The organism is Hyphomonas johnsonii MHS-2, from assembly GCF_000685275.1.
Classification (GTDB): domain Bacteria; phylum Pseudomonadota; class Alphaproteobacteria; order Caulobacterales; family Hyphomonadaceae; genus Hyphomonas; species Hyphomonas johnsonii.
The window spans coordinates 586,542-608,393 of record NZ_ARYK01000001.1; the positions used below are offsets into that span (position 1 = coordinate 586,542).

General features: G+C 59.1%; 17 protein-coding genes and 1 pseudogene. 11 read left to right on the forward strand and 7 right to left on the reverse strand.

Annotated features, from left to right (window positions below):
- Nucleotides 1-227: 227 nt before the first annotated feature.
- Nucleotides 228-1,517: an MFS transporter gene (locus HJO_RS02840; protein WP_035613298.1), complete on the forward strand. Its 1,290-nt coding sequence runs from the start codon at nucleotides 228-230 to the stop codon at nucleotides 1,515-1,517.
- A gap of 212 nt (nucleotides 1,518-1,729) precedes the next feature.
- On the opposite strand, the gene HJO_RS02845 is transcribed toward HJO_RS02840, so the two are convergent.
- Together HJO_RS02845 and HJO_RS02850 are read right to left on the reverse strand one after the other, a co-directional pair.
- Nucleotides 1,730-3,424, reverse strand: a complete 1,695-nt coding sequence (locus HJO_RS02845; protein WP_035613300.1) for an MFS transporter — start codon at nucleotides 3,422-3,424, stop codon at nucleotides 1,730-1,732.
- Between the two features lie 103 nt (nucleotides 3,425-3,527).
- Nucleotides 3,528-4,310: a DUF2889 domain-containing protein gene (locus HJO_RS02850; protein WP_035613303.1), complete on the reverse strand. Its 783-nt coding sequence runs from the start codon at nucleotides 4,308-4,310 to the stop codon at nucleotides 3,528-3,530.
- Between the two features lie 147 nt (nucleotides 4,311-4,457).
- Between HJO_RS02850 and HJO_RS02855 the strand changes: the two genes are divergently transcribed.
- Nucleotides 4,458-5,834, forward strand: a complete 1,377-nt coding sequence (locus HJO_RS02855) for an MmgE/PrpD family protein (RefSeq protein ID WP_035613306.1) — start codon at nucleotides 4,458-4,460, stop codon at nucleotides 5,832-5,834.
- Nucleotides 5,835-5,871: 37 nt separating this feature from the next.
- On the forward strand, nucleotides 5,872-6,621 hold the full coding sequence (locus HJO_RS02860; RefSeq protein WP_035613309.1) for an SDR family oxidoreductase: 750 nt from the start codon (nucleotides 5,872-5,874) through the stop codon (nucleotides 6,619-6,621).
- Here the strand turns inward: HJO_RS02860 and HJO_RS02865 are convergent.
- The 3 genes and pseudogenes from HJO_RS02865 to HJO_RS02875 form a co-directional block, all read right to left on the reverse strand.
- Nucleotides 6,618-7,433 (reverse strand): FAD binding domain-containing protein, encoded by an 816-nt coding sequence (locus HJO_RS02865; protein ID WP_035613312.1) that lies wholly within the window; start codon nucleotides 7,431-7,433, stop codon nucleotides 6,618-6,620. The genes HJO_RS02860 and HJO_RS02865 overlap by 4 nt on opposite strands.
- A 143-nt stretch (nucleotides 7,434-7,576) precedes the next feature.
- A pseudogene (locus tag HJO_RS02870) lies at nucleotides 7,577-8,050 on the reverse strand ((2Fe-2S)-binding protein); the annotation flags it as partial.
- Between the two features lie 16 nt (nucleotides 8,051-8,066).
- Nucleotides 8,067-10,424, reverse strand: a complete 2,358-nt coding sequence (locus HJO_RS02875; RefSeq protein ID WP_156945394.1) for a xanthine dehydrogenase family protein molybdopterin-binding subunit — start codon at nucleotides 10,422-10,424, stop codon at nucleotides 8,067-8,069.
- A gap of 263 nt (nucleotides 10,425-10,687) precedes the next feature.
- Between HJO_RS02875 and HJO_RS18080 the strand changes: the two genes are divergently transcribed.
- The 3 genes from HJO_RS18080 to HJO_RS02890 are packed head-to-tail and all read left to right on the forward strand — an operon-like array spanning nucleotide 10,688 to nucleotide 12,999.
- Nucleotides 10,688-11,386 (forward strand): SRPBCC family protein, encoded by a 699-nt coding sequence (locus tag HJO_RS18080; RefSeq protein WP_035613315.1) that lies wholly within the window; start codon nucleotides 10,688-10,690, stop codon nucleotides 11,384-11,386.
- A 9-nt stretch (nucleotides 11,387-11,395) separates the two neighbouring features.
- The gene (locus HJO_RS02885; protein WP_035613319.1) at nucleotides 11,396-12,136 is read left to right on the forward strand and encodes an SDR family NAD(P)-dependent oxidoreductase; all 741 of its coding nucleotides are present in this window, start codon (nucleotides 11,396-11,398) and stop codon (nucleotides 12,134-12,136) included.
- Nucleotides 12,137-12,147: 11 nt separating this feature from the next.
- Nucleotides 12,148-12,999 carry an SDR family NAD(P)-dependent oxidoreductase gene (locus HJO_RS02890; protein ID WP_051618062.1) on the forward strand — a complete coding sequence of 284 codons (852 nt, stop codon included), beginning with the start codon at nucleotides 12,148-12,150 and terminating at the stop codon, nucleotides 12,997-12,999.
- A 120-nt stretch (nucleotides 13,000-13,119) separates the two neighbouring features.
- Here HJO_RS02890 and HJO_RS02895 read toward each other — a convergent pair whose 3' ends face one another.
- Together HJO_RS02895 and HJO_RS02900 are read right to left on the reverse strand one after the other, a co-directional pair.
- Nucleotides 13,120-14,034, reverse strand: a complete 915-nt coding sequence (locus tag HJO_RS02895) for a pepsin/retropepsin-like aspartic protease family protein (RefSeq protein ID WP_162173756.1) — start codon at nucleotides 14,032-14,034, stop codon at nucleotides 13,120-13,122.
- 144 nt (nucleotides 14,035-14,178) lie between these two features.
- Complete coding sequence (locus HJO_RS02900) at nucleotides 14,179-14,760, reverse strand: TetR/AcrR family transcriptional regulator (protein WP_035614385.1); 582 nt, start codon at nucleotides 14,758-14,760, stop codon at nucleotides 14,179-14,181.
- A gap of 255 nt (nucleotides 14,761-15,015) precedes the next feature.
- Here HJO_RS02900 and HJO_RS02905 point away from each other — a divergent pair, with 255 nt between their 5' ends.
- From HJO_RS02905 to HJO_RS02925, 5 genes are all read left to right on the forward strand, one after another.
- Complete coding sequence (locus HJO_RS02905; protein WP_162173757.1) at nucleotides 15,016-16,077, forward strand: efflux RND transporter periplasmic adaptor subunit; 1,062 nt, start codon at nucleotides 15,016-15,018, stop codon at nucleotides 16,075-16,077.
- A gap of 20 nt (nucleotides 16,078-16,097) precedes the next feature.
- Complete coding sequence (locus HJO_RS02910; protein WP_035613325.1) at nucleotides 16,098-19,241, forward strand: efflux RND transporter permease subunit; 3,144 nt, start codon at nucleotides 16,098-16,100, stop codon at nucleotides 19,239-19,241.
- Nucleotides 19,241-20,641 (forward strand): efflux transporter outer membrane subunit, encoded by a 1,401-nt coding sequence (locus HJO_RS02915; protein WP_241764653.1) that lies wholly within the window; start codon nucleotides 19,241-19,243, stop codon nucleotides 20,639-20,641. The genes HJO_RS02910 and HJO_RS02915 overlap by 1 nt, the downstream gene beginning before the upstream one ends.
- A gap of 89 nt (nucleotides 20,642-20,730) precedes the next feature.
- Entirely contained in the window at nucleotides 20,731-21,321 is a 591-nt protein-coding gene (locus HJO_RS02920; protein WP_035613331.1) for a TetR/AcrR family transcriptional regulator, read from the forward strand.
- Nucleotides 21,322-21,362: 41 nt separating this feature from the next.
- Nucleotides 21,363-21,848, forward strand: a complete 486-nt coding sequence (locus HJO_RS02925) for a MarR family winged helix-turn-helix transcriptional regulator (RefSeq protein WP_035613335.1) — start codon at nucleotides 21,363-21,365, stop codon at nucleotides 21,846-21,848.
- Nucleotides 21,849-21,852: the final 4 nt, after the last annotated feature.

Below are 21,852 nucleotides of genomic sequence, written 5' to 3' on the forward strand. Positions count from 1 at the left end.
GTTTGAACGAAGCAGGAGGCGCAGATGAGGTTCACTCGAAAAGTGGCCATGGTCACAGGTGAATCCAGAAGTCGGGGGGCGTCGATTGGCAGTGTGGACTTGGCTGCCGACGATGAGCAGGCATTCTTGCTCCGGACAGTCGAAACGGCCCTGTTTCCGGCATCGACTGTGACTGCGTACATCTCTGGAGAAACCGTCATTGTCAGCAGAGATGCGCCGTGTCGGACATGACGGACATCTCGGCAGGGCCTAAGGCCGCAAGAAAGTCGGCATCTGCCCGGTCGTGGTACATGCTCGCGTTGCTGGCGCTGGTCTACATTATCGGGTCGGTCGATCGAGCGGTGCCCTCCGTGATCGTTGAACCGCTCAAGGCCGAATTTGCGCTCACGGATGCGCAACTCGGGTTTCTCACCGGCTTTGCTTATTCCATTCCCTATGCACTGGCTGTGTTGCCTGCTGGGTGGCTGATTGACCGGGTCGATCGCCGGGCGCTTCTCTCGATCGCAGCGGCGGTCTGGAGCGTTTTGACCATGGCGGGTGCTGCGGCACAGACGTTCACGATGCTGTTGCTTGCCCGGATGGGCGTCGGGGCGACGGAGGCGCCCGCATCGCCCGGCAGTCTTTCGTTAATTGGCGATGCCTTCCCCAAGCATCGGCGCGCGACGGCGGTGAGTCTCTACTACGCCGGTACGGCCGCTGGCCAGATGATTACTTTTCTCATCGGTGGCGCTCTGTTGATGCATTTCGACTGGCGTGCATTGTTTTTGATAGCCGGCGCACCAGGCCTGGTCCTGGCAGCCCTCTTGTTCTTTACCTGCAAGGAGCCCGAGCGCGGCCAATTCGACGAAGAGCAGGAATCTCCGGAGCCTGTCAGTTACAGGCTCGCTGTCCGCTCTATCTTGGCCTCGCCACCTCTGCGGCATGCGATCGTGGCGAATATGCTCGCAACTGGTGTCAATTACGCGATCCTCGTATGGACGGTCTCTTTCCTTGTGCGAAGCCATGGGATTGCCGTCCAGAACGCTGCAATGACGGTAGGGGTGACGATCGGGCTCACAATGATGCTCGGCTCTTTCGTAGCCGGGTGGATGACTGACCGCTATGCAAAGGGCGATGCGAGTCGCACAGCACGTGTTCCCGCCATCGGCACCAGCATCGCCGCGATTCTGGGTATCGCCATGATCCTGATGCCCGATCGTAACGCAGCTTTCGTGCTGTTGGCGGCATTTGGCTTCATGATGGGCATCAATACCGGCCCCGGCTACGCGACTTTGGTCAGCATGACCGAATCATCGATGCGGGGTGCAATCCTGTCGATCGCCAAGCTCGCCTCCATCCTGATTGGCAACGGGGGGCTGGCCTGGCTGACTGGCCAACTGAGTGACTGGATTGGCGGAGGAGACTCCATCCGTTGGGCGCTGCTCATCACAATTCTTTTTCTGTTCTGGGCCTCATTCCACTTCTTCAGGGCTGCCCGGGCGCAGCGGAAGGAATCGGGGCTTGATGATATCCTGTGAGACGATTCCCGTAACACGCCCGACATGATAGAGTGGGTTCAAGCGGATCCAAGAAACCGACCCTTGCTGCGTGACGTTCAGGCAGGGCCTTGAAATCAAGCCGGACAGGATGTTCCAACCAAACCTTTCCGCTGAGGCGCAACGCCGCTGGCACTGCGAACGCACTGCGCAGAATAGCCTGATCATTGGCGAGAATTAGAATGTTGATTTCACTATTGAGGGGGAAGGGGCGTCGTGCTTGTCGGCACCGACAGTGCTTCGCCTGGGTCGATCGTGTCCTCCCTCCAGCGCACAGATCCCGTAGGGCGTTCTAGATATCGGCGCGCTTTGGGCGGCTCATCTCCAACATGGTACGCCACCACACGGTCGCGATGTGCTCTATCATCCGTTGTCGGGCGATCTCGTGCGCGCAAATAGTCATTCCAAGTCGCGTAGGTGAATTTTTCGAGCCACACTTCGGGATCGGATATGTCCCGCATCAAGGCGGTGGCGTAGGCGCCGTTTCGTTCGCGGGACTGTCGTACATCCCGCATTGCATGATAAAACGCTCGGGCATCTTCGTTGCGGACGCGGTATTCGATTTCGATCACCAGTGGGCCACTGCGGCCAGTCAGTGCGAGTTGAACGATTGGGTCACGCGCGGGTGGGGGACCGTTTTCTACCGTACTCAGCTTGCGCAAACCCGCCACAGAACCGATGCAGGAAGTTGCCAAGACGTAGCCGCCAGCAACGACAAGGGCCACTGCCACTCCACCTGCGTTTGCAATCATGCCCCACAGCGCGGCGCCTCCGGCAAGGCCGCCGGCAACGGAAGCTTGAAATCCCGCCAGCGTACGGCCGCTCACCCAGCGTGGGCTGGCGAGTTGCACTGACACATTGTAGGTCGAAATCGAGACCATCCACCCGCCACCGGCTGCAAACATCGCTAGGGTCGTGACAATGACGGAAGAGCTGTACGCAGCAACCAGAAGCGTAATGGCAAGCGTAATTGTGCATGCCACGACGATCTTCTCTGGAGAAAATCGACTTTGCACAAAGCTTGTCGCTGTCGCGAAGGTTACCGCGCCCAGGCCGAAACCGCCAAGCAGGAAGCCGTAAGTGCGAGGCCCTCCGCCCAGCAGATGGTCAGCCACCAGTGGCAACATGGCATAGAAGGCGGCCCCGCCTACGGATGTAAAGAAGGCACGAAAAATGACCCGCCGCGATTGCGGTGAATGCCTCACGTAGCGCAAGCCTGACAGCATGGCCTTGTCGAGCCGTTCGGGCGGCAAGCGAGGGGGTGTCGCTTTTCGTTTCCAGACGTACAAGGCAAGCAAGATAGGCAAATAGAGTGCGGCATTGATGGAAAACGCTGCCGCGACTCCTGCCGAAGCGATTACGAAGCCACCTATCGCAGGCCCGACGCTGCGCGCGGCGTTGCTGGACATGGAATAGAGCGCAATTGCAGAAGGCAGGGCACGAGGACCGACAAGTTCTGCGACGGATGCTTGCCATGCTGGAGAGTACAGCGCGATTCCGGTGCCGGTCACGAACACGCCAATCAGAATCAATGGTGGAGAAATAGCACCCGCCAGGACAACCAAGGCAAGCATCGCCGAGCCTGTGAGCGACAAAGTCAGCGCCGCAATAGCGACCTTGCGCCGGTCATACATATCCGCGAGCGCGCCGGCCGCCAGGGCGAGTAGCATCACCGGTAGCATCGAAGCGGTCTGGACGAATGCAACGAGATCGGCCCGCTTCGTGAGTTCCAGCATCGTCCACGCCGCAGCGACCGCCTGCATCTGCTGGCCCAGATTGGAAAGGAGGCTAGCGGACCAGATCCGACGGAACGGCTTGTCACGCAGAGGCACGCTTATTCCTGCATGCTGGAAGGGCGACGCGACACTGGTCTTCGTTTCGTCTGTCAATTTGTCCCTCTTCGCGACTTATCACGGTGGCCGAATTACGAAATGACAAATGGTCAGTTATTTGTTTTAGTCGTGATGGACAGCGTGTCAACGCGGGGAAATATCAGGGGCGTTCGGACAATCTCGACAGCATGGTTTCCCCGGTCGTCTCGTAGTTGAGCGTACTTCCGAACATGCGCAGAGCAGCATCGCGATTCTCTTTCAAGAACGTGTAGCAGACACCACTTTGTCCACGCTCGCTGGCGCGGGTGAAAAGGTCAGGGTCAAGCGTGCGGCCGGATGAAACCATGATTGCTCTGCGCAGCACGGAAGCAGCCTCTGCTTCGTCCAGGGACATGGTTTCCGTTCGAGCGCGAAACCCCTCGACCAGGGGTTGCCCGGCCCAATTCTCGGGTCCGGTAATCTGGCGCCTGTCGAGTTGCCAGTGAAGCACTTCTTCGCCGTTACACAGTAGCCAGGCTTTGCCGGGGCCGAGCAAGCGCCGTTTTCCTGCTTCCCATGCGACTATGTCGCGATCGGGGATGACTGCTTCATAATGCCGGTGACCGATATTTCTCGCGCAATGGGCCATGGCAAGGCCGGCGAGATCAAACATGTGCGTGCATTGCTGGCGCATCTGCACCAGAGCGCCGATGTCTGTGCACCTCGTGGACATTCTCTGCCCGACAAGAGCTTGCAGGTTTGCGGCCGCAAAGGGACATGACGAAAAAGGTAGCCGCTCGGATATTACCCGGATCGCGGAAATTCGGCCGCCATCGTGCTCAAGCGTTAGGCCCACATGATGGAAGTCGTCTTCCAGCCAGCCCACAACCGCCCCATCAGCTTCTGTCCTGAGATCGATCTTGCGCCGAAAGCATCCGCCCGTTCTTGGATAAACATCGCTCATCCGGCAACACTCGATCTGGGGACTGCCAGCGTCAAGTTGGCTTGCCGGCCGATTATGGGCTGACAGCGCATAAAGGCGTTTCTCCCATCAAGCCCAGAGCCTCAAATTGCATTATGGTGCCACCAGTACCGAACAGGATAGGCTCAGATGACGGCACCCGATATAGACCGAGATGGACCCACGTTAGCCGAGCGGCAAGCGCGCTGGATCAGCACGCTCACCTATGATGCAATCCCGAAGGACGTGCGCGAGCGTGCGCGACTCTTATTGCTTGATTTTATGGGCGTCGCCCGGCGGGGCGCGACTTTGCCTCAAGCTGCGCTTGCTCGTGCCTTGTTTGCTGATATGGGCGGCAATGAACAATCCTCCGTTATCGGCGGTGGCTCGAAAACGTCTGCGGCATATGCTGCGCTTGCAAATGGCGTCTCCGGACATGCTTTTGAATATGACGACGCTCACTGGAATTGTGGACATCCGGGCGTTTGCGTAATTCCGGCGGTGCTGGCGCTGGCTGAGCGTGAAGGGGCCAGCGGGAAAGAAATTCTCACTGCGATCGTGGCTGGATATCAGGCAATGGTTTACGCGATGGGGCCGATAAACCGCATCACGCTGGATATCGGATGGCATGGAACAAAAGTCGGAGGGGTGTTTGGCGCAGCGGCAGCTTCGGCGAAGCTCCTGGGCCTCTCTGAAGCCGAAATCGCGCAGGCTCTGGCCATCGCCGGAAGTGAGGCTTCCGGCACCATGGAGTACGACCAGTCTGGTGGAGAGGTGAAACGCTTTCATGCAGGCATTCCCGCGCGGGCCGGTGTGGAATCCGCGATTCTTGCCAAGGCGGGGTTGACGGGGCCGCTGACCATTTTCGAAGGCTTGCGAGGCATTCATCGACTTTTCTCGGAGCGATCTGAAGTTGATGTCGAGGCCTATTGGGATGGCTCCTGGCATATAATGAATACATTCGTGAAGCTGTACCCCATGGTGGGTACGACTCATGCGGCGTTGGATGCCTTGGGTACTATCCTTGACCGCCAGCAAGCCAGAATGGGTGAAATCATCGCAATCGAAGTTGGGCTCGTTGACTGGGCGTTGCCGCACGGGGCGGCAATCGTGCACCCGCATGACATGCTCAGCGCGCAGTTCAGCCTTGCATTCGCCTGCGCGCTCAGGGTCTTACGAGGGCAGGTCGCGTTCCTGGATCTCGCGGATCCCGAAATCCGTTCCGATCCTGAAATAAACGCGCTTGCCGACAAGGTGACTCCGGTCGCAATGCAGGTTCCAGATGGCGCCGATCCACTATTTGGGCACGTTACAGTCAGGTTCGCGGATGGCCGAGAAGACAGTGAGCTGCAAATCGCACCGCGCGGCCATCCAGCGAATCCAGCTGGGATAGAGGATGTCAGATGCAAATTCCGGGAGGTTCTAAGTGGGCTTCTCGATGATGCAGCGATCGAACAGGTGATCGTGGCGGCTGAAAATATCGAGGAAACCGGAGACGCCGGTATGCTCGTGCGAATGATGGGTTGAGCAAGCTCAGTCTGAACGACGTCAGGGAGTAGAGAATATGCGTTTTAATGAAAAGGTCGCGATCGTCACCGGGGCGGGCCAGGGAATTGGAGAGGCCTATGCCAAGGCGCTCGCAAACGAGGGCGCCTCAGTGTGCATTGCTGAAATCAATACAGACAATGCGAAACGTGTAGCTGATGAAATCGTATCTGTAGGTGGGCGAGCCATCTACACGTCCACAGATGTATCATCGGAAAACTCATGCGCCGAGTGCGTCGCGCAAACCGTCGAAGCTTTTGGTGGGCTCGACTACCTGGTAAACAATGCAGCGATTTTCGCAGGCATGGTCCGAAAGCCGTGGATGGAAATCGAACTCGAATACTATCGCAAGTTCATGGCGGTGAATTTCGAAAGTATTCTGCTTATGACGCGTGCCGCATACCCCGCGATGAAGGCGCGGGGTGTTGGTTCAATAGTGAATCAGTCATCGACCGCTGCTTACTACGCAGGCAATTATTACGGTCTGGCCAAGCTGGGTGTGAACGGCTTGACCATCGCGTTGGCCAAGGAACTTGGTCCGCAGAATATTCGCGTCAACGGCGTTGCGCCGGGGCCAACCGATACGGAGGCGACGCGAACGTCTGTTGCGGAAGACAGGCTCAAGATGATCGTTGATGGTCTGCCGTTACGCCGCCTCGGGCAGACGGATGATATCGTGAAGATGGTGCTGTTCCTGCTTTCCAATGATTCCGACTGGATCACTGGCCAGACAATCTCCGTCGATGGCGGTCAGATGATGCGGCCTTAAGCGGCTGGAGCGCTTTCGAGCGTCTCCAGGACTGCGCGGCGCGTCATGACCTCTACGAGATGAGCGCGGTATTCGTTATCACCATGAATATCGCCGTTCATTTCACTATGATCCATCTTAAGACCTTCCAACGACCGGATGGAAAAGGATTCAGTCAGTGCATCTTCCGCTGCAGCCCATCGGAATGCGCCTGACCGGCTCGCGCCTGTCACGGCCACGCGCACAAGCTCTCCAAAACGCGCGACGAACACGCCGACGAGCGCAAACCGGGATGCGGGATGTCGGAACTTCGCATACGCCGCTGCATCCGGGATCGGGAATTCGGCGCCTGTCACCAACTCACCGTCCTTCAGGGCTGTTTCGAATACGCCGATAAAAAACTCGTCTGCCTCGATATCGCCCCCTGTCGTCTGGATGGTCGCACCGAGCGCCAGGCAGGCGGCCGGATAGCAAGCTGCCGGATCGAAATTGGCGATTGATCCTCCCATCGTGCCACGGGCCCGCACCATGGGATCTCCTATGCCTGCAGCGAGTTTTGCAAGCGCGGGTATTGCAGCTTGTACGTCGGCAGATGCGGCAACGTCCACATGGCGCGTCATCGCGCCAATCCGTACGACTTCATAACTGGCTTCAATGCCTCGCAATTCCTCACAATCGCGCAGGTCGATGATGTTAGGCGTGCTGGCAAAGCGAAGCTTCATCATGGGGAGCAGCGACATGCCGCCAGCCAGGAATCGCGCATCAGCAAGAGACGCGCGAAGGGTAAGCGTATCAGCGACATTCCCGGCCCGGTGATAGTCAAAGGGATACATTACGAGCCTCTGGAGTTTTCGATGAAGACGTCGACTTGTGCTTTGCGTTCGGCCGACTGTTCTTGGGTTTGAGGAGCGTCATTGCAGACTCTTGCGTCGGGATCCGTCAACCCTTGTGGGGACGAGGATATCTCGTCGCGGGCTTCGTTTTCCAGCATGGCCTTGGCCCCCGCGCGTATCGACTTGACGATATTCTGATAACCGGTGCATCGGCATAGATTGCCGTCCATCTCTTCTCGGAGTGTTTCTTCGTCCGCATTCGGACCGAGACGTTCTGCGATCTTCACAGCGGCCATCACGAAACCGGGCGTGCAATAACCACATTGCAACCCGTGATTGGCTCGAAAAGCTTCTTGCATCGGATGGAGTTTTCCGTTTTGGGCAAGCCCTTCAATTGTTGTGACCTTGCCGCCGTCACAGGATAGCGCGAGCGCGGTGCAACTCTTGATCGCGTCACCGTTGAGATGGACGGTGCAGGCACCGCACTGCGTACTGTCGCAGCCTACATGTGTGCCGGTGAGTCCCAATTGATCGCGCAGGAATTGCACAAGCAGCGTACTCGAAGTGACTTCGCGCGTGACGATGTTGCCGTTTACAGCGAGTGTAAGTGTGGGCATGGACTTGGCTCCTGTCTCAAGCTGCTTCGGTCGGCTTGCAGATGGCATCAATGCCACCGGCGTCGTGGATCGCCTTCCAGAGGCGATGCGGGCTGGCCGGCATATCGAAGTGACGGATACCGAGCGGCTTTAGTGCGTCGCACACGGCATTGAGGCCAGCTGGCATGGCGCCCACGGTTCCACTTTCACCTGCCCCCTTGATGCCGAGTGGGTTGTTAGGGGAGGGGACGTCGTGGCTGATCGTGGTAATGTGCGGGATGTCCAGTGCGCGGGGCATCTGGTAGTCCATGAAGCTGCCGGTCAACAGCTGGCCTTCGCGGTCAAATTCAATGAATTCGCCAAAGATCTGACCGAGGCCCTGCGCGACGCCTCCGTGGATCTGGCCTTTCACGATCATGGGATTGATCGAGCGCCCGACATCCTCGCAAACCCAATAGCCGATTGCATCGAGTTCGCCGGTTTCCGGGTCGATCTCGACCTCGCAGATATGGCAGCCATTTGGAAAGGTGGGGCCACCGGGGCGGACAATCTGCTTATGGGCCAATCCGCCGTCAAAACCGTCGGGCAACCCCATGGGGTTATGCGCCAGCGCGGCCACTTCGGCAAAAGTTGCAGTCTTGTTTGTCCCGCGCGCATTGAAGGTTCCGTCAACGAATTCAATCTGGGCCGCATCCGTCTCTAGCGGGATCGCGGCAATGATCTTTGCTTTTTCGATCACTTTCTCGGACAGGGTCTTGATGAGCGCGCCACCCACGGCGGCGGCGCGCGACCCGGCGCTTCCAAGACCGAAATTTTGCACGTCGGTGTCACAGTCCTTCATTCGGATCTTCTCGGGCGGCACCGCAAGGAATTCGGAGATCAGCTGCCGCATTGTCGTCTCCTGTCCCTGGCCATGATTGTGAAAGCCGGTACTGAACGTTACGGAGCCGTCCGCTTCGATCTCGATCTCTCCCATTTCGTCTCGCATGCCGGAGGCGATCTCGACCACGTGACCCATTCCAATGCCGCGAAGCTTTCCTCTTCGAAGGGCCTCGGCGCGCCGTTTTTCGAATCCCGCCCAGTCGGCCGCTTCTTGCGCTTTGGTTTGACTGACCGGATAGTCGCCGCTGTCGTACGTGAACTGAAAGCCCGTATCATAAGGCATCTGCTCAGGTTGGATAAGATTTCGGCGGCGCAATTCCGCTGGGTCCATGCCGAGGTCGAAGGCCGCGGCGTCCATAGCTCTTTCCAGTACCACGAGCGCCTCCGGACGGCCTGCGCCACGGTAAGAGGCGATAGGAACAGTGTTGGTGAAATAGGCTCTCACCTCGGCGTAAATGGCAGGTGTCGTATAAACGCCTGACAAATGCCCAATATTTCCCTGCGCGCAATGCATGCCAGCCAGACTGATATATGCACCGAGATTGGCGCGTGAATTGAATTTGAGTCCGACAATCCTGGCGTCTTCGTCGAGCGCCAGGTCGCAATGCGAAATGTGGTCGCGGGAATGGCAGTCTGAAAGGAACCCTTCAGATCGTTCGGAGAACCAGTGAACCGGACGTCCAAGACGGCGCGCCGCCCACATGACAAGGGCAAGTTCCGGATGAGGAACGCCCTTGAGTCCAAATCCTCCACCGACATCCAGGGCGCGAACGCGTACTTTGCTAGGTGGCACCTTGAATATGCAGGCGGCAAGTTGCGTCCGGGTCATATGCGGGCTCTGTACGCCGGCGGTAAGTTCGTAGCGTCCCTCTGCTTCATTCCACACGCCAGTTGCGACGCGAGGTTCCATCGGGCTTACCGCAACGCGGCTCACGCGGACATCGATGCTGTGTATGCTCGCCGCCTTGGAGAACGCCTCTTCTACCGCCGCCTTGTCTCCAAAAACTCCGAGGCTGTCATTGTTGTCCGGACATTCCGGCCAGATAGAAGGCATTCCGGGCTTGTCTGCATCAGCTAACGAAACAACCGCCGTCAGTGGTGCGTATTCAACTTTTATGAGTTCGGCAGCGTCCTTTGCCTGGTCAAGCGTGTCGGCCATGACGATGGCGACCGGTTCTCCGGCATAACGTACGATATCGCGCGCGATAACCGAGAAGGGCGGTGCGAAATTCGGACCTGAGCCGTCAGGGGCATTGCTCGGGACGAGGGAGGGAAAGCCGCCGAGGTCGTCTTCGTCGGCATCGACGCCAGTCAGTATTCCCGCGACGCCCTTGCTTTCAAGCGATGCTGTTTTGTCGATGGACAATATCTTCGCGTGGGCATGCGGCGACCGTAAGACAAACAAGCGCAGCGCGTTCGCTGGAACGATATCGTCGGTGTATCGTCCCTCGCCGAGGAGTAGACGGGCATCCTCTGCCCGTTCAACCGATTGCCCGACACCGAACTTTTTCATTGGCCAGTCTCCTGAGCGGGCTTTTGCCGCTTCGTTCAGCTTCTTGTGCCAGAGTTTCACCCTCCGGGGCCAACCGTATGGCAGACGATTTTTTGGAGCCTTAGGGCAACGCCAACATACTTATCATTGCTCTGCCTCAGGATACGACCCGAAGCAACGAAATTGCCCGTTCGATAACGCAACCGGGGCGTCCTGCGGCGTTGATGATACTGTATCTGTCGTCTATCTGGAGACGCGACAACAATAAGTTGATGGGAGCTGGTATGGCCTTCGAAATGGATGGGGAATTCGTGCTGCCTGCCACGCGTGAGCAGGTATGGAAGGCACTCAACGATCCCGATGTGCTTTGTCGTTGCATTCAGGGCTGCCAAGCTTTGGAGCGCACAGGGGAAAACAGTTTCAAAGCAGATGTGAAGATGAAGATCGGCCCGGTGTCGTCCGTCTTCAGCGGAAATGTTGACCTGCTCGATCTCGATCCTCCGGCCAGCTATCGCATCCAGGGAAAGGGTGATGGTGGTGCCGCCGGGTTCGCCAAGGGTGGTGCAAAAGTGACGCTCAATGATACCGAAGGCGGCACGCTCCTTCGTTACGATATCAATGCCGATATTGGTGGCAAGCTCGCGCAACTCGGCGGGAGACTTATCAATGGCGTTGCGAAGCGCCAGGCGGATCTCTTTTTTGAGAGTTTCGCCGCCGAGTTCGGTCCGGAAAAAGAAGAAGGTCGCAAAGAGGGACGGAGTGTCGCTCAAGGTGATGTTGGTTCTATTGCATCGCGCCCGTCGCAGTCATCCGTCCGTGGCTCTGCCCCGGCAACGCCATGGGCCTGGTTCATTGCGCTCGCTGTCGCCATTGTCGCAGGTTTTTTGCTCGGGCGCAGCGAAGCTGATACTGCCTGGGTTGTTGCAATGGTGGTGCTGGCGGTCATCAGCGCTGGTGCGGGCTTCCGCGCCGGACGGGGATAGGATCACCACATGCGTTTCAAAGGTAAAGCAGCTTTGGTCACGGGTGCAGGTAAAGGCATAGGCGAGGCGACGGCCATAAAGCTTGCATCAGAAGGCGCCAGTGTCCTTTGCGCTGACCGGGATGAGATTGCTCTCGACGATACTGTGCGTGCAATTGTGGCGTCGGGCGGCACGGCTGTTGGGTGTCACACGGATGTGTCTGAAGCGAAGCAAGTGGATGCGATGGTCTCAATGGCTGTCGAGCGCTTCGGAGGGCTGCATCTGGCGGTAAATAATGCCGGCATCGGCGGTCCGGAAAAACCCCTGGCAGAACAGGCATTGGAAGACTGGAAACGTGTTCTTGACGTCAACCTCAATGGGGTTTTCTACGGACTGAAATATGAGATCCCGGCGATCATCGCCGCAGGTGGCGGTGCAATTGTGAATGTCGCTTCGATGTTTGCGCGACACGCGCTGCGGGGGCACGCTCACTACACTGCTTCAAAGTATGCTGTGGTCGGATTAACGCGGACCGCGGCGGTCGACTATGCTAACCATCCGATCCGCATCAACACAGTGTGTCCAGGCGTCATCGATACACCACTGTCTCGCAGCGGCGGCGATACAAGCGCCGGCATCGCGCAAATGATTCCGCAAGGGCGCCTCGGAGAAGCGCGTGAAGTCGCAAATATGATTGCGTTTCTGCTTTCAGAAGAAGCGTCCTACGTCACGGCGAGCGAGTTCGACGTCGATGGCGGTATCTTACACTAGGGAGATTATTCATGGACCTGTCAGGCAAAAATGCCGTGGTAACCGGCGCCGGGGGCGGTATTGGCCGTGGCATTGCACTTGCGCTAGCTGACGCCGGCGCCAATGTTGTTGCGGCGGATATCGAGGAGACGAAGGCGAAAGCGACCGCCGAGGAGGTGGCGGAGAGACGTGTGAAGTCTGGTTTCTTTAGAGTTGACGTGCGCAACAGCGAGGAAGTCGGAAGGCTCGCAGATTATGCTTGGGAGACGCTCGGTAGAGTGGATGTCCTCTGCAATAATGCTGGTGTGGTTGCTCCGGGGCCGGCCTTGAGCGTCAGCGATGCTGATTTCCGCTGGCAGTTGGAGGTCAACGTCGTTGGCGTGTTCAACGGTATGCGAGAGTTTACCCGACGTTTCATCGAACAGGGCGGCGACGCTCATATCGTAAACACAGGTTCCCATCATTCAATCGGTGCGCCGACGGCCGGGGTTGCCCCTTACGTTGCTTGCAAGCACGCGGTGCTCGGGCTGGCTGATGCCTTCCGTACTGAATATGGGGACAAGGTCAAATTCAGCGTTCTCTGCCCCGGCATCATTAATACCGGCATTTGGGATGCGGGTCGCAATCGGCCTGCTGAATTCGGGGGTGCATATGAAGGGGACGAGCGCAACCAGAAGGCGTTGACTGCATTTGGAATGCGCCCTGAACGCGTGGGACGGCTCGTGGCGAACGGCATCCAGAATGAGGATTTCTTCATATGGACGCATCCGCAGGATATTGAACTCATTGAAAAACGTTACAATGAGTGCCGGGAAACGCTCGAAAGTCAGTGGCCTGATGGCCCTGATGAAGAGCACAAGATGACTCCTCACGATGTGACGTAGTGGGCGCGAGTTTAACGCTCGGGCTCTCAGGCGGCCGCTTGTGCGTTTAGGAATCTCGCGGAAAATGCCTGCACGTGATGCGCGAGGCCGAAGCCGGCGCGTCTGGCGTTCGATGAACTGTCAGTCCCGATTGATGTGCGACCCCGTCTGCATGGTACGAACGATTGTCTCGCGAGGCCGGGTGGTGGGCACGCTCAGGACAAGATATTTCCGGCGCCTGTCGATCTGCACCCGAAATGCCGAGAGATAGTCCAGGCCCAGAACCATGGTGGGTTGTTCGCTGCGGCCCAGGTGAGAAAACAGCGCCGGATCGGCCACGAGCAGGTCAAGGCCCGGGATGCGGTGACGCCCGGCCGTGAACAGGCGGGCGGTCGCGACGCGGACAGCAACGCCGCCGCCTGTCGCACCTAGGAGGGTTTGTGTCTTTTCGACATTGGTGCGCATGCCGGCGTCGTTTGCGAACCGCGAGTTTACGTAAGTAATGCTGGAACCAGTATCGATCAGTGCGAGGCCCTTCTTTCCGTTCAGTTTGACCTCGGCAAACCAGAGTCCTGAAATTTCCTCGATTGGCACCCGTGTCGAGACCCGGGTCGTGCTCGAATCGGGGCGCCCGTCATAAATGAGAACGCGCTGCTCATCGAAATCAAAGTCGATCACGTCGCCGTCAAACGCGCCCGCGGGAAGAATATTGTGAGCCCCAGGAATGTCGGGTCTATTGTTGAGCGCCGCAGGAACGTCGCCAATACCGGTGTTTCCGGTAGCCATGCTGTTGATATAGACAACGGGGTATATCTGGGGCCCGGATACACCGAGGACGTTCACTGACTCGGCGTCCGGTTCCGCCACGCCAGCCGAGCGGGCCGTGGCGACGTCAATCATCGCATAGGTGGCGGCTGTATCAATGACACCGTCGATGCCGCTGCGTCCGTTGATCGTCAGCGAAACAAGAAGATGACCTTCGTCCGTCATTTCGAACGGGATGACTTGCCGCTCGTTCGCCGATGCGACCTGTACGGTGAAAGTCAGAGGAAACATCAGTGCAAACAAGGCCAATATGCGGAACAAGCGGCGCGGTGAGCCGGACTTTCCGGGTTCCACAGACTGGTGGTTTCGCATTGCGCTGTCCTTGTTGCAGCAGGACAGGACTATGCCACAAATTCGCCCGGTCTCAAACCGGGCCTAGTCCCTGAGCACAGAGCGGATCGCCTTTCTGAGGAACGCGGTCAGCGAATCCCGGTCGAGGCCGGGGTTACGAAGGATACGGATTGGCAGGCCACCAAAAATCGTGAACAGCAGCTCCACACGGCCTTCGGCGTCCTTGAGACCGAGTTTCGTCGTCAGGAGCGCGGCGAAAATACTGCGGACTTTCGTGTCGTGCGCCCTCAACATCTCGGCGATCGCAGGATTCCGCTGGGCCTCGGCGGCAATTTCGAGGTTGAGGACGGATTGAAACGGGTCCGTGTTCATCTCGACGCCTTCTCCGGCCTTTTCCACGAGCGCCTGGAGCAATTCCTCACTCGGAATGGCTTCGAAGTTGGCGAACCCTTCCGCTTGCATGGCGCATTCGCGCGCGACGATGGCGGCGATGATGGCGTCCTTGCTTTCGAAATAGTGATAGATATGGCCTGCGCTCATATGCGCCAGTTCCGCAATCCGGGCCATGCCGGCGCCATGAAAGCCTTGTTCTACAAAGCATTTTGCCGCGGCATCCAGAATTTGTTCGCGGCGAGCCGCCTGACGCGGAGAATGCTTACAATCCACAGTGCTGTTTCCCGGATAATTTGTGCGCGCGGGGCTTGAAATGGTGCGCCGCAGCATTACTTCGAACGTTCATTCTAACTCTTCTGTCCCCCAAACACCTATACATTTTTGATCAAGGTGCGCTTAATGCCAATAATTATCAATACTTTCAAGGTTTTGACCGCAGCGGTCCTTATCGGCGCGGCGGCCGCGTGCGGTCAGCCGGAGGCTCCGGCCGCCGTCGAGGCGCCCGCAGCTGCGGCAGTTGACGTGCAGGTGGTGTACAAAACAAATATTGAAAGCAAGCGCGAGTTGCCGGGCCGGGCCCGGGCATTCCGCGAGGCGGAAATTCGCCCGCAGGTGACCGGACTCATCCAGTCGCGCCTGTTCACCGAAGGTGAGCAGGTCAAGCAGGGGCAGCCGCTCTATCAGATCGACGCAGCAGAATATGCCGCGGCCGTGAACAGTGCGCGGGCGGCGGTTCAGCGGGCCGAGGCGACAGCAGAATCTGCACGCCAGACGGCTAGCCGCTTTGAACGCCTGGCAGAGATCAATGCAGTGAGCCGGGAAAACCTTGACCAGGCTGTTGCGGCGCAGAAGCAGGCCGAAGCCGACGTGGCGATACAGAAGGCGGCGCTTCAGCGGGCCAATATCGATCTGGCCCGTACCAAGGTGACGTCGCCGATTGATGGCCAGATCGGCCGGTCGTCCGTGACGCCCGGTGCGCTGGTGACCCAGAACCAGGCGACGCCGTTGGCCATGGTGCTGCAACTGGATCCTATCTACCTGGACCTGACGGCGGGCAGCTCGAAAATCCTTGGCTGGAAACGTGATATTGCCGCGGGTCGGATCAAGTCCAGCGACGGCGAGAGCGTGGCCGTGACGATCGCGCTGGAAGATGGCAGCACCTATTCCGAGCCGGGCCGGCTGGAATTCAGCGAAGTCAGTGTCGACGAGAGCGCCGGGTCGGTGATCATCCGCGCTGTGGTGCCTAACCCTGACGGGTTCCTGCTGCCGGGCATGTATGTGAATGCCAGTTTCAGTGCCGGGACCTATGACAATGTTTTCCTGGTGCCGCAGCGTGCGGTGACACGCACCGTGAAAGGCGACCCGACCGTGATGGTGGTGGGCGAGGACGGCACAGCCGAAGTGCGCAACCTCACCATCATCGAAGCCAGCGGCAATGACTGGATCGTGTCGGACGGGCTGGAAGATGGCGACAAGCTGATTATTGGCGGCCTGCAGAAGGTGCGCCCCGGCGCGCCAGTGAGCATGGTGCCACCGATGACGGCATCGACCCAACCGGCTGGCGCGTCGGCGACAGCTAGCAAACACTAATCCAACCGGGCGCATCTTCCATGGCTAATTTCTTTATCGACCGGCCCATTTTTGCATGGGTGCTGGCGATCATTGTCATGATCGCAGGCGGAATCGCGCTGAGGACCCTGCCGGTCGCCCAGTACCCTGACATTGCGCCAACCACGGTGTCGATCAACGCTGTGTATCCGGGGGCGTCGGCCAAGGCGGTGGAAGACACGGTCACGCAGGTGATCGAGCAGCAGATGACCGGGCTTGATGGCCTTGATTACATCGCGTCTTCGTCGAGTTCGCAGGGCAGGGCCTCAATCACTCTGACGTTCGAAACAGGCACCGATCCAGACATCGCGCAGGTGCAAGTGCAGAACAAGCTGGCGCTGGCGACCCCGCTGCTGCCCGAGCAGGTGCAGCGTCAGGGCGTGACTGTAAGCAAGGCTTCGTCCGGCTTCCTGATGGTGGTGGCGCTGATTTCGCCGGACGGCACGTTCGATCAGACCGACCTTGGCGACTATGCGCGTTCAAACGTGACAGACGTGCTGAGTCGTGTGGATGGTGTGGGCAGCGTGCAACTGTTCGGCTCTGCCTATGCGATGCGGATATGGCTCGATCCGGGCAAACTGAACCAGTATCGCCTGGTGCCGAGTGATGTGATCGCCGCAATCCGGGCCCAGAACGCACAGGTTTCCACGGGTGCGTTGGGCGGCAGCCCGGCCATCGAGGGACAGGACATCACGGCGACCATATCGCTGCAAACGCTGCTGTCGACGCCGGACCAGTTCCGCGACCTGCTGATCCTGACGACGAGTGATGGCGCATCGGTACGCCTGGGCGATGTCGCGCGGGTAGAGATGGGGGCCGAGAATTATTCGACGGTCGCCAAGTATAATGGCCAGCCCGCCGCCGGCATGGCCGTCTCGCTGGCATCCGGTGCGAATGCCCTGCAAACGGCAGAAGGCGTGCGCGCGGCCATGGGCACGCTGTCGGAACAGTTTCCTGACGATATGGCAGCTGTGTACCCGTTTGACACGACGCCCTTCATCAGCACGTCCATACACGAAGTCCAGAAGACGCTGATCGAAGCCGTGTTCCTGGTTTTCCTTGTGATCCTCGTGTTCCTGCAAAGCTTCCGGGCGAGCTTCATCCCGATGATTGCTGTGCCGGTCGTCCTTCTGGGCACGTTCGCGGTTCTTCTGATGTTTGGCTATTCCATCAACACGCTGACCATGTTCGCCATGGTTCTGGCGATCGGCCTGCTGGTCGATGATGCCATTGTGGTCGTGGAGAACGTCGAGCGGGTGATGGCCGAAGAGGGCCTGTCGCCACGCGATGCGACGCGCAAGTCGATGGAGCAGATTACCGGCGCGCTGGTGGGGATCGCGGTTGTGCTTTCGGCCGTGTTCATTCCGATGGCATTTTTCCCGGGCTCTGCGGGCGTGATCTATCGCCAGTTCTCGGTGACAATTGTGACAGCCATGGCGTTATCCGTGTCAGTCGCAATCATCCTGTCGCCCGCATTGTGCGCGACGCTGCTGAAAGCGAACGGGCATGACGTGTCCGGCAAAAAGAATCTCGCTGCCCGCGGTGGCGCCTTGTTCGAGACCGGGTTTTCGCGGCTGCGCGATGGCTATGAAGCGATCGTGTCAAGGGTGCTGCGTCGGCGCTGGATTTTCGTGGGCGTGGCGACGGGAATGCTTGTGTTGCTGGGACTGGGTTTCCGCAGCCTGCCAACCTCGTTCCTGCCAGACGAAGACCAGGGGGCTGTGATGACGATCGTCCAGTTGCCGACCGGCGCCACCCTGCAACGGACGACCGAGGTGATGGATGCGGTTTCATTGCACTATCGTCAAAACGAGACGGACAATGTTGAGGGCGTGATGGCGATTGCAGGCTTTGGCTTTGCCGGAGCGGGCCAGAACGTCGGCATTTCTTTTACCCCATTGAAGGACTGGTCCGAACGGACCGGCAAGGCGCAGGCGTCGTCGGCGATTGCCGGGCGCGCTTCGGGCGCGTTCAGTCAAAGGACGGATGCTTCGGTGTTTGCGGTCATTCCGCCCCCGATCCGGGAGCTGGGCAATGCCAGCGGTTTCGACCTTTACCTGAAGGACACGGGCGGCATTGGCCACGAGGCCCTGGTCAATGCGCGCAACCAGTTGCTTGGCATGGCGGCGCAGGAGCCCGGCCTGACCAGTGTGCGCCCCAACGGGCAGGAAGACAGCCCGCAATTCAAGCTGAACCTGGATTACCAGAAGGCGCAGGCGCTGGGCATCAACCTGGCCGACGCGACAAGCCTGTTGTCTGTCGGTTTGGGCGGAACCTATGTGAACGACTTTATAGACCGTGGACGGATCAAGCGGGTCTACGTACAGGGCGACGCCCCATTCAGGATGCAGCCGGACGACATTGGAGATTGGCGTATCCGGACCGCGACCGGCGAGATGACACCTATGTCGGAAATCGTGTCATCTGAATGGAATTACGGCGCGTCCCTCTTGCAGCGGTACAATGGTTCACCGGCACTCAATATACAGGGCCAGCCGGCGCCGGGCGAAAGCTCGGGCGTGGCGATGGACAAGATGGAAGAACTGGTCTCGCGCCTGCCGAAGGGCGCCAGCCTGGAATGGACGGGCATCAGCGCGCAGGAGCGCAGTTCCGGCAACCAGTCAGCACTGCTGTATGCATTGTCCGGCCTGTTCATCTTCCTTTGCCTTGCCGCCCTTTATGAGAGCTGGACCGTGCCGATCGCGGTTTTGCTGGTCGCACCGGTTGGCGTTTTCGGCGCTGTGATCGGGGCGCATCTCGGTGGGTTTGACAATGATGTTTACTTCCAGGTGGGCCTGCTGACCACGGTTGGTCTTGCGTCGAAGAACGCGATCCTGATCGTCGAGTTCGCCCGCACCCTGGAAGAGCAAGGCAAGGAACTGGTCGAGGCGACGATGGAAGCCGTGCGGATGCGTTTCCGCCCGATCCTGATGACCTCGCTGGCCTTCGGATTTGGTATCTCGCCGCTGGTGTTCAGTTCGGGCGCCGGGGCAGCCTCGCGCGCCGCGCTGGGGACGACAGTGCTGGGCGGGATGATTGCCGTCACACTGATCGGCCTTTTTGCGGCACCTCTGTTCTATGTCGTCGTGCGTACATTGACGACCCGCACGCCAAAGACGCCACAGCATATTGATGGAGCCGTATGATGACCAACGCAATTCGCTTCGCCCCCCTGATGGTGTCTGTGGCCCTGGCAGGATGTGTCAATCTCGCGCCGGATTATGAACGTGTCGCGGCCCCCGTGCCGAGCGCGCTGCCTGTCTCCGAGGCAGACTCCAGCGCTGCCGGAGTGCTGGGCTGGCAGCAGCTTGTCGAGTCAAAGGATCTTGAGCACCTGATTGCACTGGCGCTCGAGAATAACAGGGACCTGCGGTCTGCGACCGCGCGGATCGCGATCGCAGAAGCGCAATACGGAATAACGCGCGCTGCGCGCCTGCCGACGCTGTCTGCAACCGGAGCGGCGACAGAGACCGGCACGTTCGACGGTGACGCGGCTGCTGCCTCGCTGACGGACAGCGCACGGGCACAATTGGGCGTGACGGCGTATGAACTGGATCTGTTCGGGCGGGTGGCAAGCCTGAACGAGGCGGCGCTGCAGACCTATTTGTCGACTGTTGAGGGCGAGCGCAGCGTGAAGATTTCGTTGGTCTCGTCTGTGGCAAAGGCGTGGCTGACCCTTGCGGCCGACCGGGAGCGCCTGCGTTTGGCGCAGGATACGGTGGAGAGCCAGGGCAAGTCGCTGGCGTTGACGCGGGAATTGTTTGATTCCGGTGTTGTAACAGAGATCGATGTGCGCCGGGCGTCCGCCAGCGTCGAGACGGCAAAGGCGCAGGTGGCTCAGTTTACTGGACTGGTGCGTCAGGACGTCAATGCCCTGCGTCTGGTCGTCGGGGCGAACCTGCCGGCAGATGTGGCGGAGCAGGCCGTGCTGAGCCCGTCGCCGATCAAGGACAGGCTGGCAGTCGACGTGTCGTCGGACATCCTGTTGAACCGTCCCGACGTTCTGGCCGCTGAGCGGCAATTGCTCGCTGCCAATGCCAATATCGGGGCGGCGCGTGCCGCCTATTTCCCGACGATCTCGCTGACCGGCAGCGCCGGCTATAGCAGCACGGGGCTCGACGACTTGTTCGACGGTGGCGGCGCGTGGAGTGTTGGTCCGCAAATATCGCTGCCAATTTTCGATGGCGGCAGACGCAAGGCAAATCTTGGCGTATCCAAGGCCAGTCGCGACCTGGCGCTGGCCCAGTATGAGCAGTCGATCCAGGCGGCTTTCCGTGAGACGGCTGACGCGCTGGCGGTTGCCCAGACGGTGGATGACCGGATTGATGCCCTGCGCCGACTGGTCGAGGATACATCGGTGACGCTGAACCTGTCGCAGGAACGCTTTCGGGTCGGAATCGACGATTATTTCTCCGTGCTGGATGCCCAGCGCAACGATTATCAGTCGCGCCAGAACCTGATTGCAGCCGAATTGGACCGCGCGCTAAACGTCGTGTCGCTGTTCAAGGCGTTGGGCGGTGGACCTGCTGACGGAGCGCTTGATTGAGGCAGGCTGCGAGCGGTTGTGACTGCTGCTTCTGATTGATCCAGTGGCGCACACTCTGTAACGCCTAGTATCCGACAAAGGTAAGATGCATGACGGACGAACTGGACAACACGCTGGATGGGCGCCGCCTTCGCGGCAAGCGCAGCCGAGCCCAGATCGTCGAGGCCCTGTTCGATCTCGTCCGTGATGGCGAATTCGATCCGAGCGCGATGTCTGTTGCGGCCCGAGCGGGCGTGGGCCTTCGCACTGTGTTTCGGCATTTCGAGGACATGGATAGTCTGTACCGTGAAATATCCCACAAGCTGGAGGCAGAAATCCTGCCGATGGTGATGACCCCGTTCGAGTCGACGAACTGGCGCGGCAAGGTGGAAGAACTCATCCTGCGCAGGTCCCATATCTATGAATATGTCATGCCCCTGAAAATTGCGTCGGATCTTCGCCGTTTTCAGTCGGAATTCCTGATGGATGACCACAAGCGGTTTATCATCATGGAGCGGGCTGGCTTGCAGGGCGTCCTTCCTGCAGTGATCGTCGAGGACAGGATTCTGTTCTCCGCGTTGGAGATGCTGACCGGATTCCAGACCTGGAGGCGCTTGCGCCAGGACCAGGCGCTGAGCGAAAGCGACGCGACCGCCGCCATCCAGCGAAGCGTCCGCGCCCTGTTGCCGCCGGCTGATTAGACGCTTGCGATTGCGCGGCCGGCGAACTACGAGTCCCGGCGATGACCGACCACAATGACTTGCTGAAATCGCTTCGCCAGATAACTCAGGCGATCGACCTCTATTCCAGACGGCTGTCCAAGGAGACTGGATTGACCGCACCGCAATTGCTGGTGTTGCAGGCATTGGCCCGACGGGGACGTGAAAAACCGTCCGAAATCGCGCGCGCGGTGAGCCTGTCCCAGGGCACGATCACGTCGATCGTGGATCGGCTGTCGCGGGCAGGCCTGGTCACCCGGCAAAGAAGCGAAACCGACAAACGGGTGATTGACGTCGTCATTTCGGCCAAGGGCAGCGCTCGTTTGGCGGACGCACCCGAACCGCTCCAGAAGAGCTTTGTCGAGGCGTTCAATGCCTTGCACGATTGGGAAAAAACCCTGCTCGTTTCATCTGTGCAAAGAATTGCGAACATGATGAACGCGGACGGATTCGATGCTGCACCGATCCTTGATGTGGGAGACCTGTCGCGTGCCGACAGATCGGACTGAACCA

Bases quoted from the DNA above. Each gene is read 5' to 3' on its own strand.
- HJO_RS02890 (WP_051618062.1), top strand. From the start codon at position 12,148: ATGGACCTGTCAGGCAAAAATGCCGTGGTAACCGGCGCCGGGGGCGGT.
- HJO_RS02860 (WP_035613309.1), top strand. From the start codon at position 5,872: ATGCGTTTTAATGAAAAGGTCGCGATCGTCACCGGGGCGGGCCAGGGA.
- HJO_RS02840 (WP_035613298.1), top strand. From the start codon at position 228: ATGACGGACATCTCGGCAGGGCCTAAGGCCGCAAGAAAGTCGGCATCT.
- HJO_RS02910 (WP_035613325.1), top strand. From the start codon at position 16,098: ATGGCTAATTTCTTTATCGACCGGCCCATTTTTGCATGGGTGCTGGCG.
- HJO_RS02925 (WP_035613335.1), top strand. From the start codon at position 21,363: ATGACCGACCACAATGACTTGCTGAAATCGCTTCGCCAGATAACTCAG.
- HJO_RS02895 (WP_162173756.1), bottom strand. From the start codon at position 14,034: ATGTTTCCTCTGACTTTCACCGTACAGGTCGCATCGGCGAACGAGCGG.
- HJO_RS02875 (WP_156945394.1), bottom strand. From the start codon at position 10,424: ATGAAAAAGTTCGGTGTCGGGCAATCGGTTGAACGGGCAGAGGATGCC.
- HJO_RS02920 (WP_035613331.1), top strand. From the start codon at position 20,731: ATGACGGACGAACTGGACAACACGCTGGATGGGCGCCGCCTTCGCGGC.
- HJO_RS02915 (WP_241764653.1), top strand. From the start codon at position 19,241: ATGACCAACGCAATTCGCTTCGCCCCCCTGATGGTGTCTGTGGCCCTG.
- HJO_RS02865 (WP_035613312.1), bottom strand. From the start codon at position 7,433: ATGTATCCCTTTGACTATCACCGGGCCGGGAATGTCGCTGATACGCTT.
- HJO_RS02885 (WP_035613319.1), top strand. From the start codon at position 11,396: ATGCGTTTCAAAGGTAAAGCAGCTTTGGTCACGGGTGCAGGTAAAGGC.
- HJO_RS18080 (WP_035613315.1), top strand. From the start codon at position 10,688: ATGGCCTTCGAAATGGATGGGGAATTCGTGCTGCCTGCCACGCGTGAG.
- HJO_RS02855 (WP_035613306.1), top strand. From the start codon at position 4,458: ATGACGGCACCCGATATAGACCGAGATGGACCCACGTTAGCCGAGCGG.
- HJO_RS02850 (WP_035613303.1), bottom strand. From the start codon at position 4,310: ATGAGCGATGTTTATCCAAGAACGGGCGGATGCTTTCGGCGCAAGATC.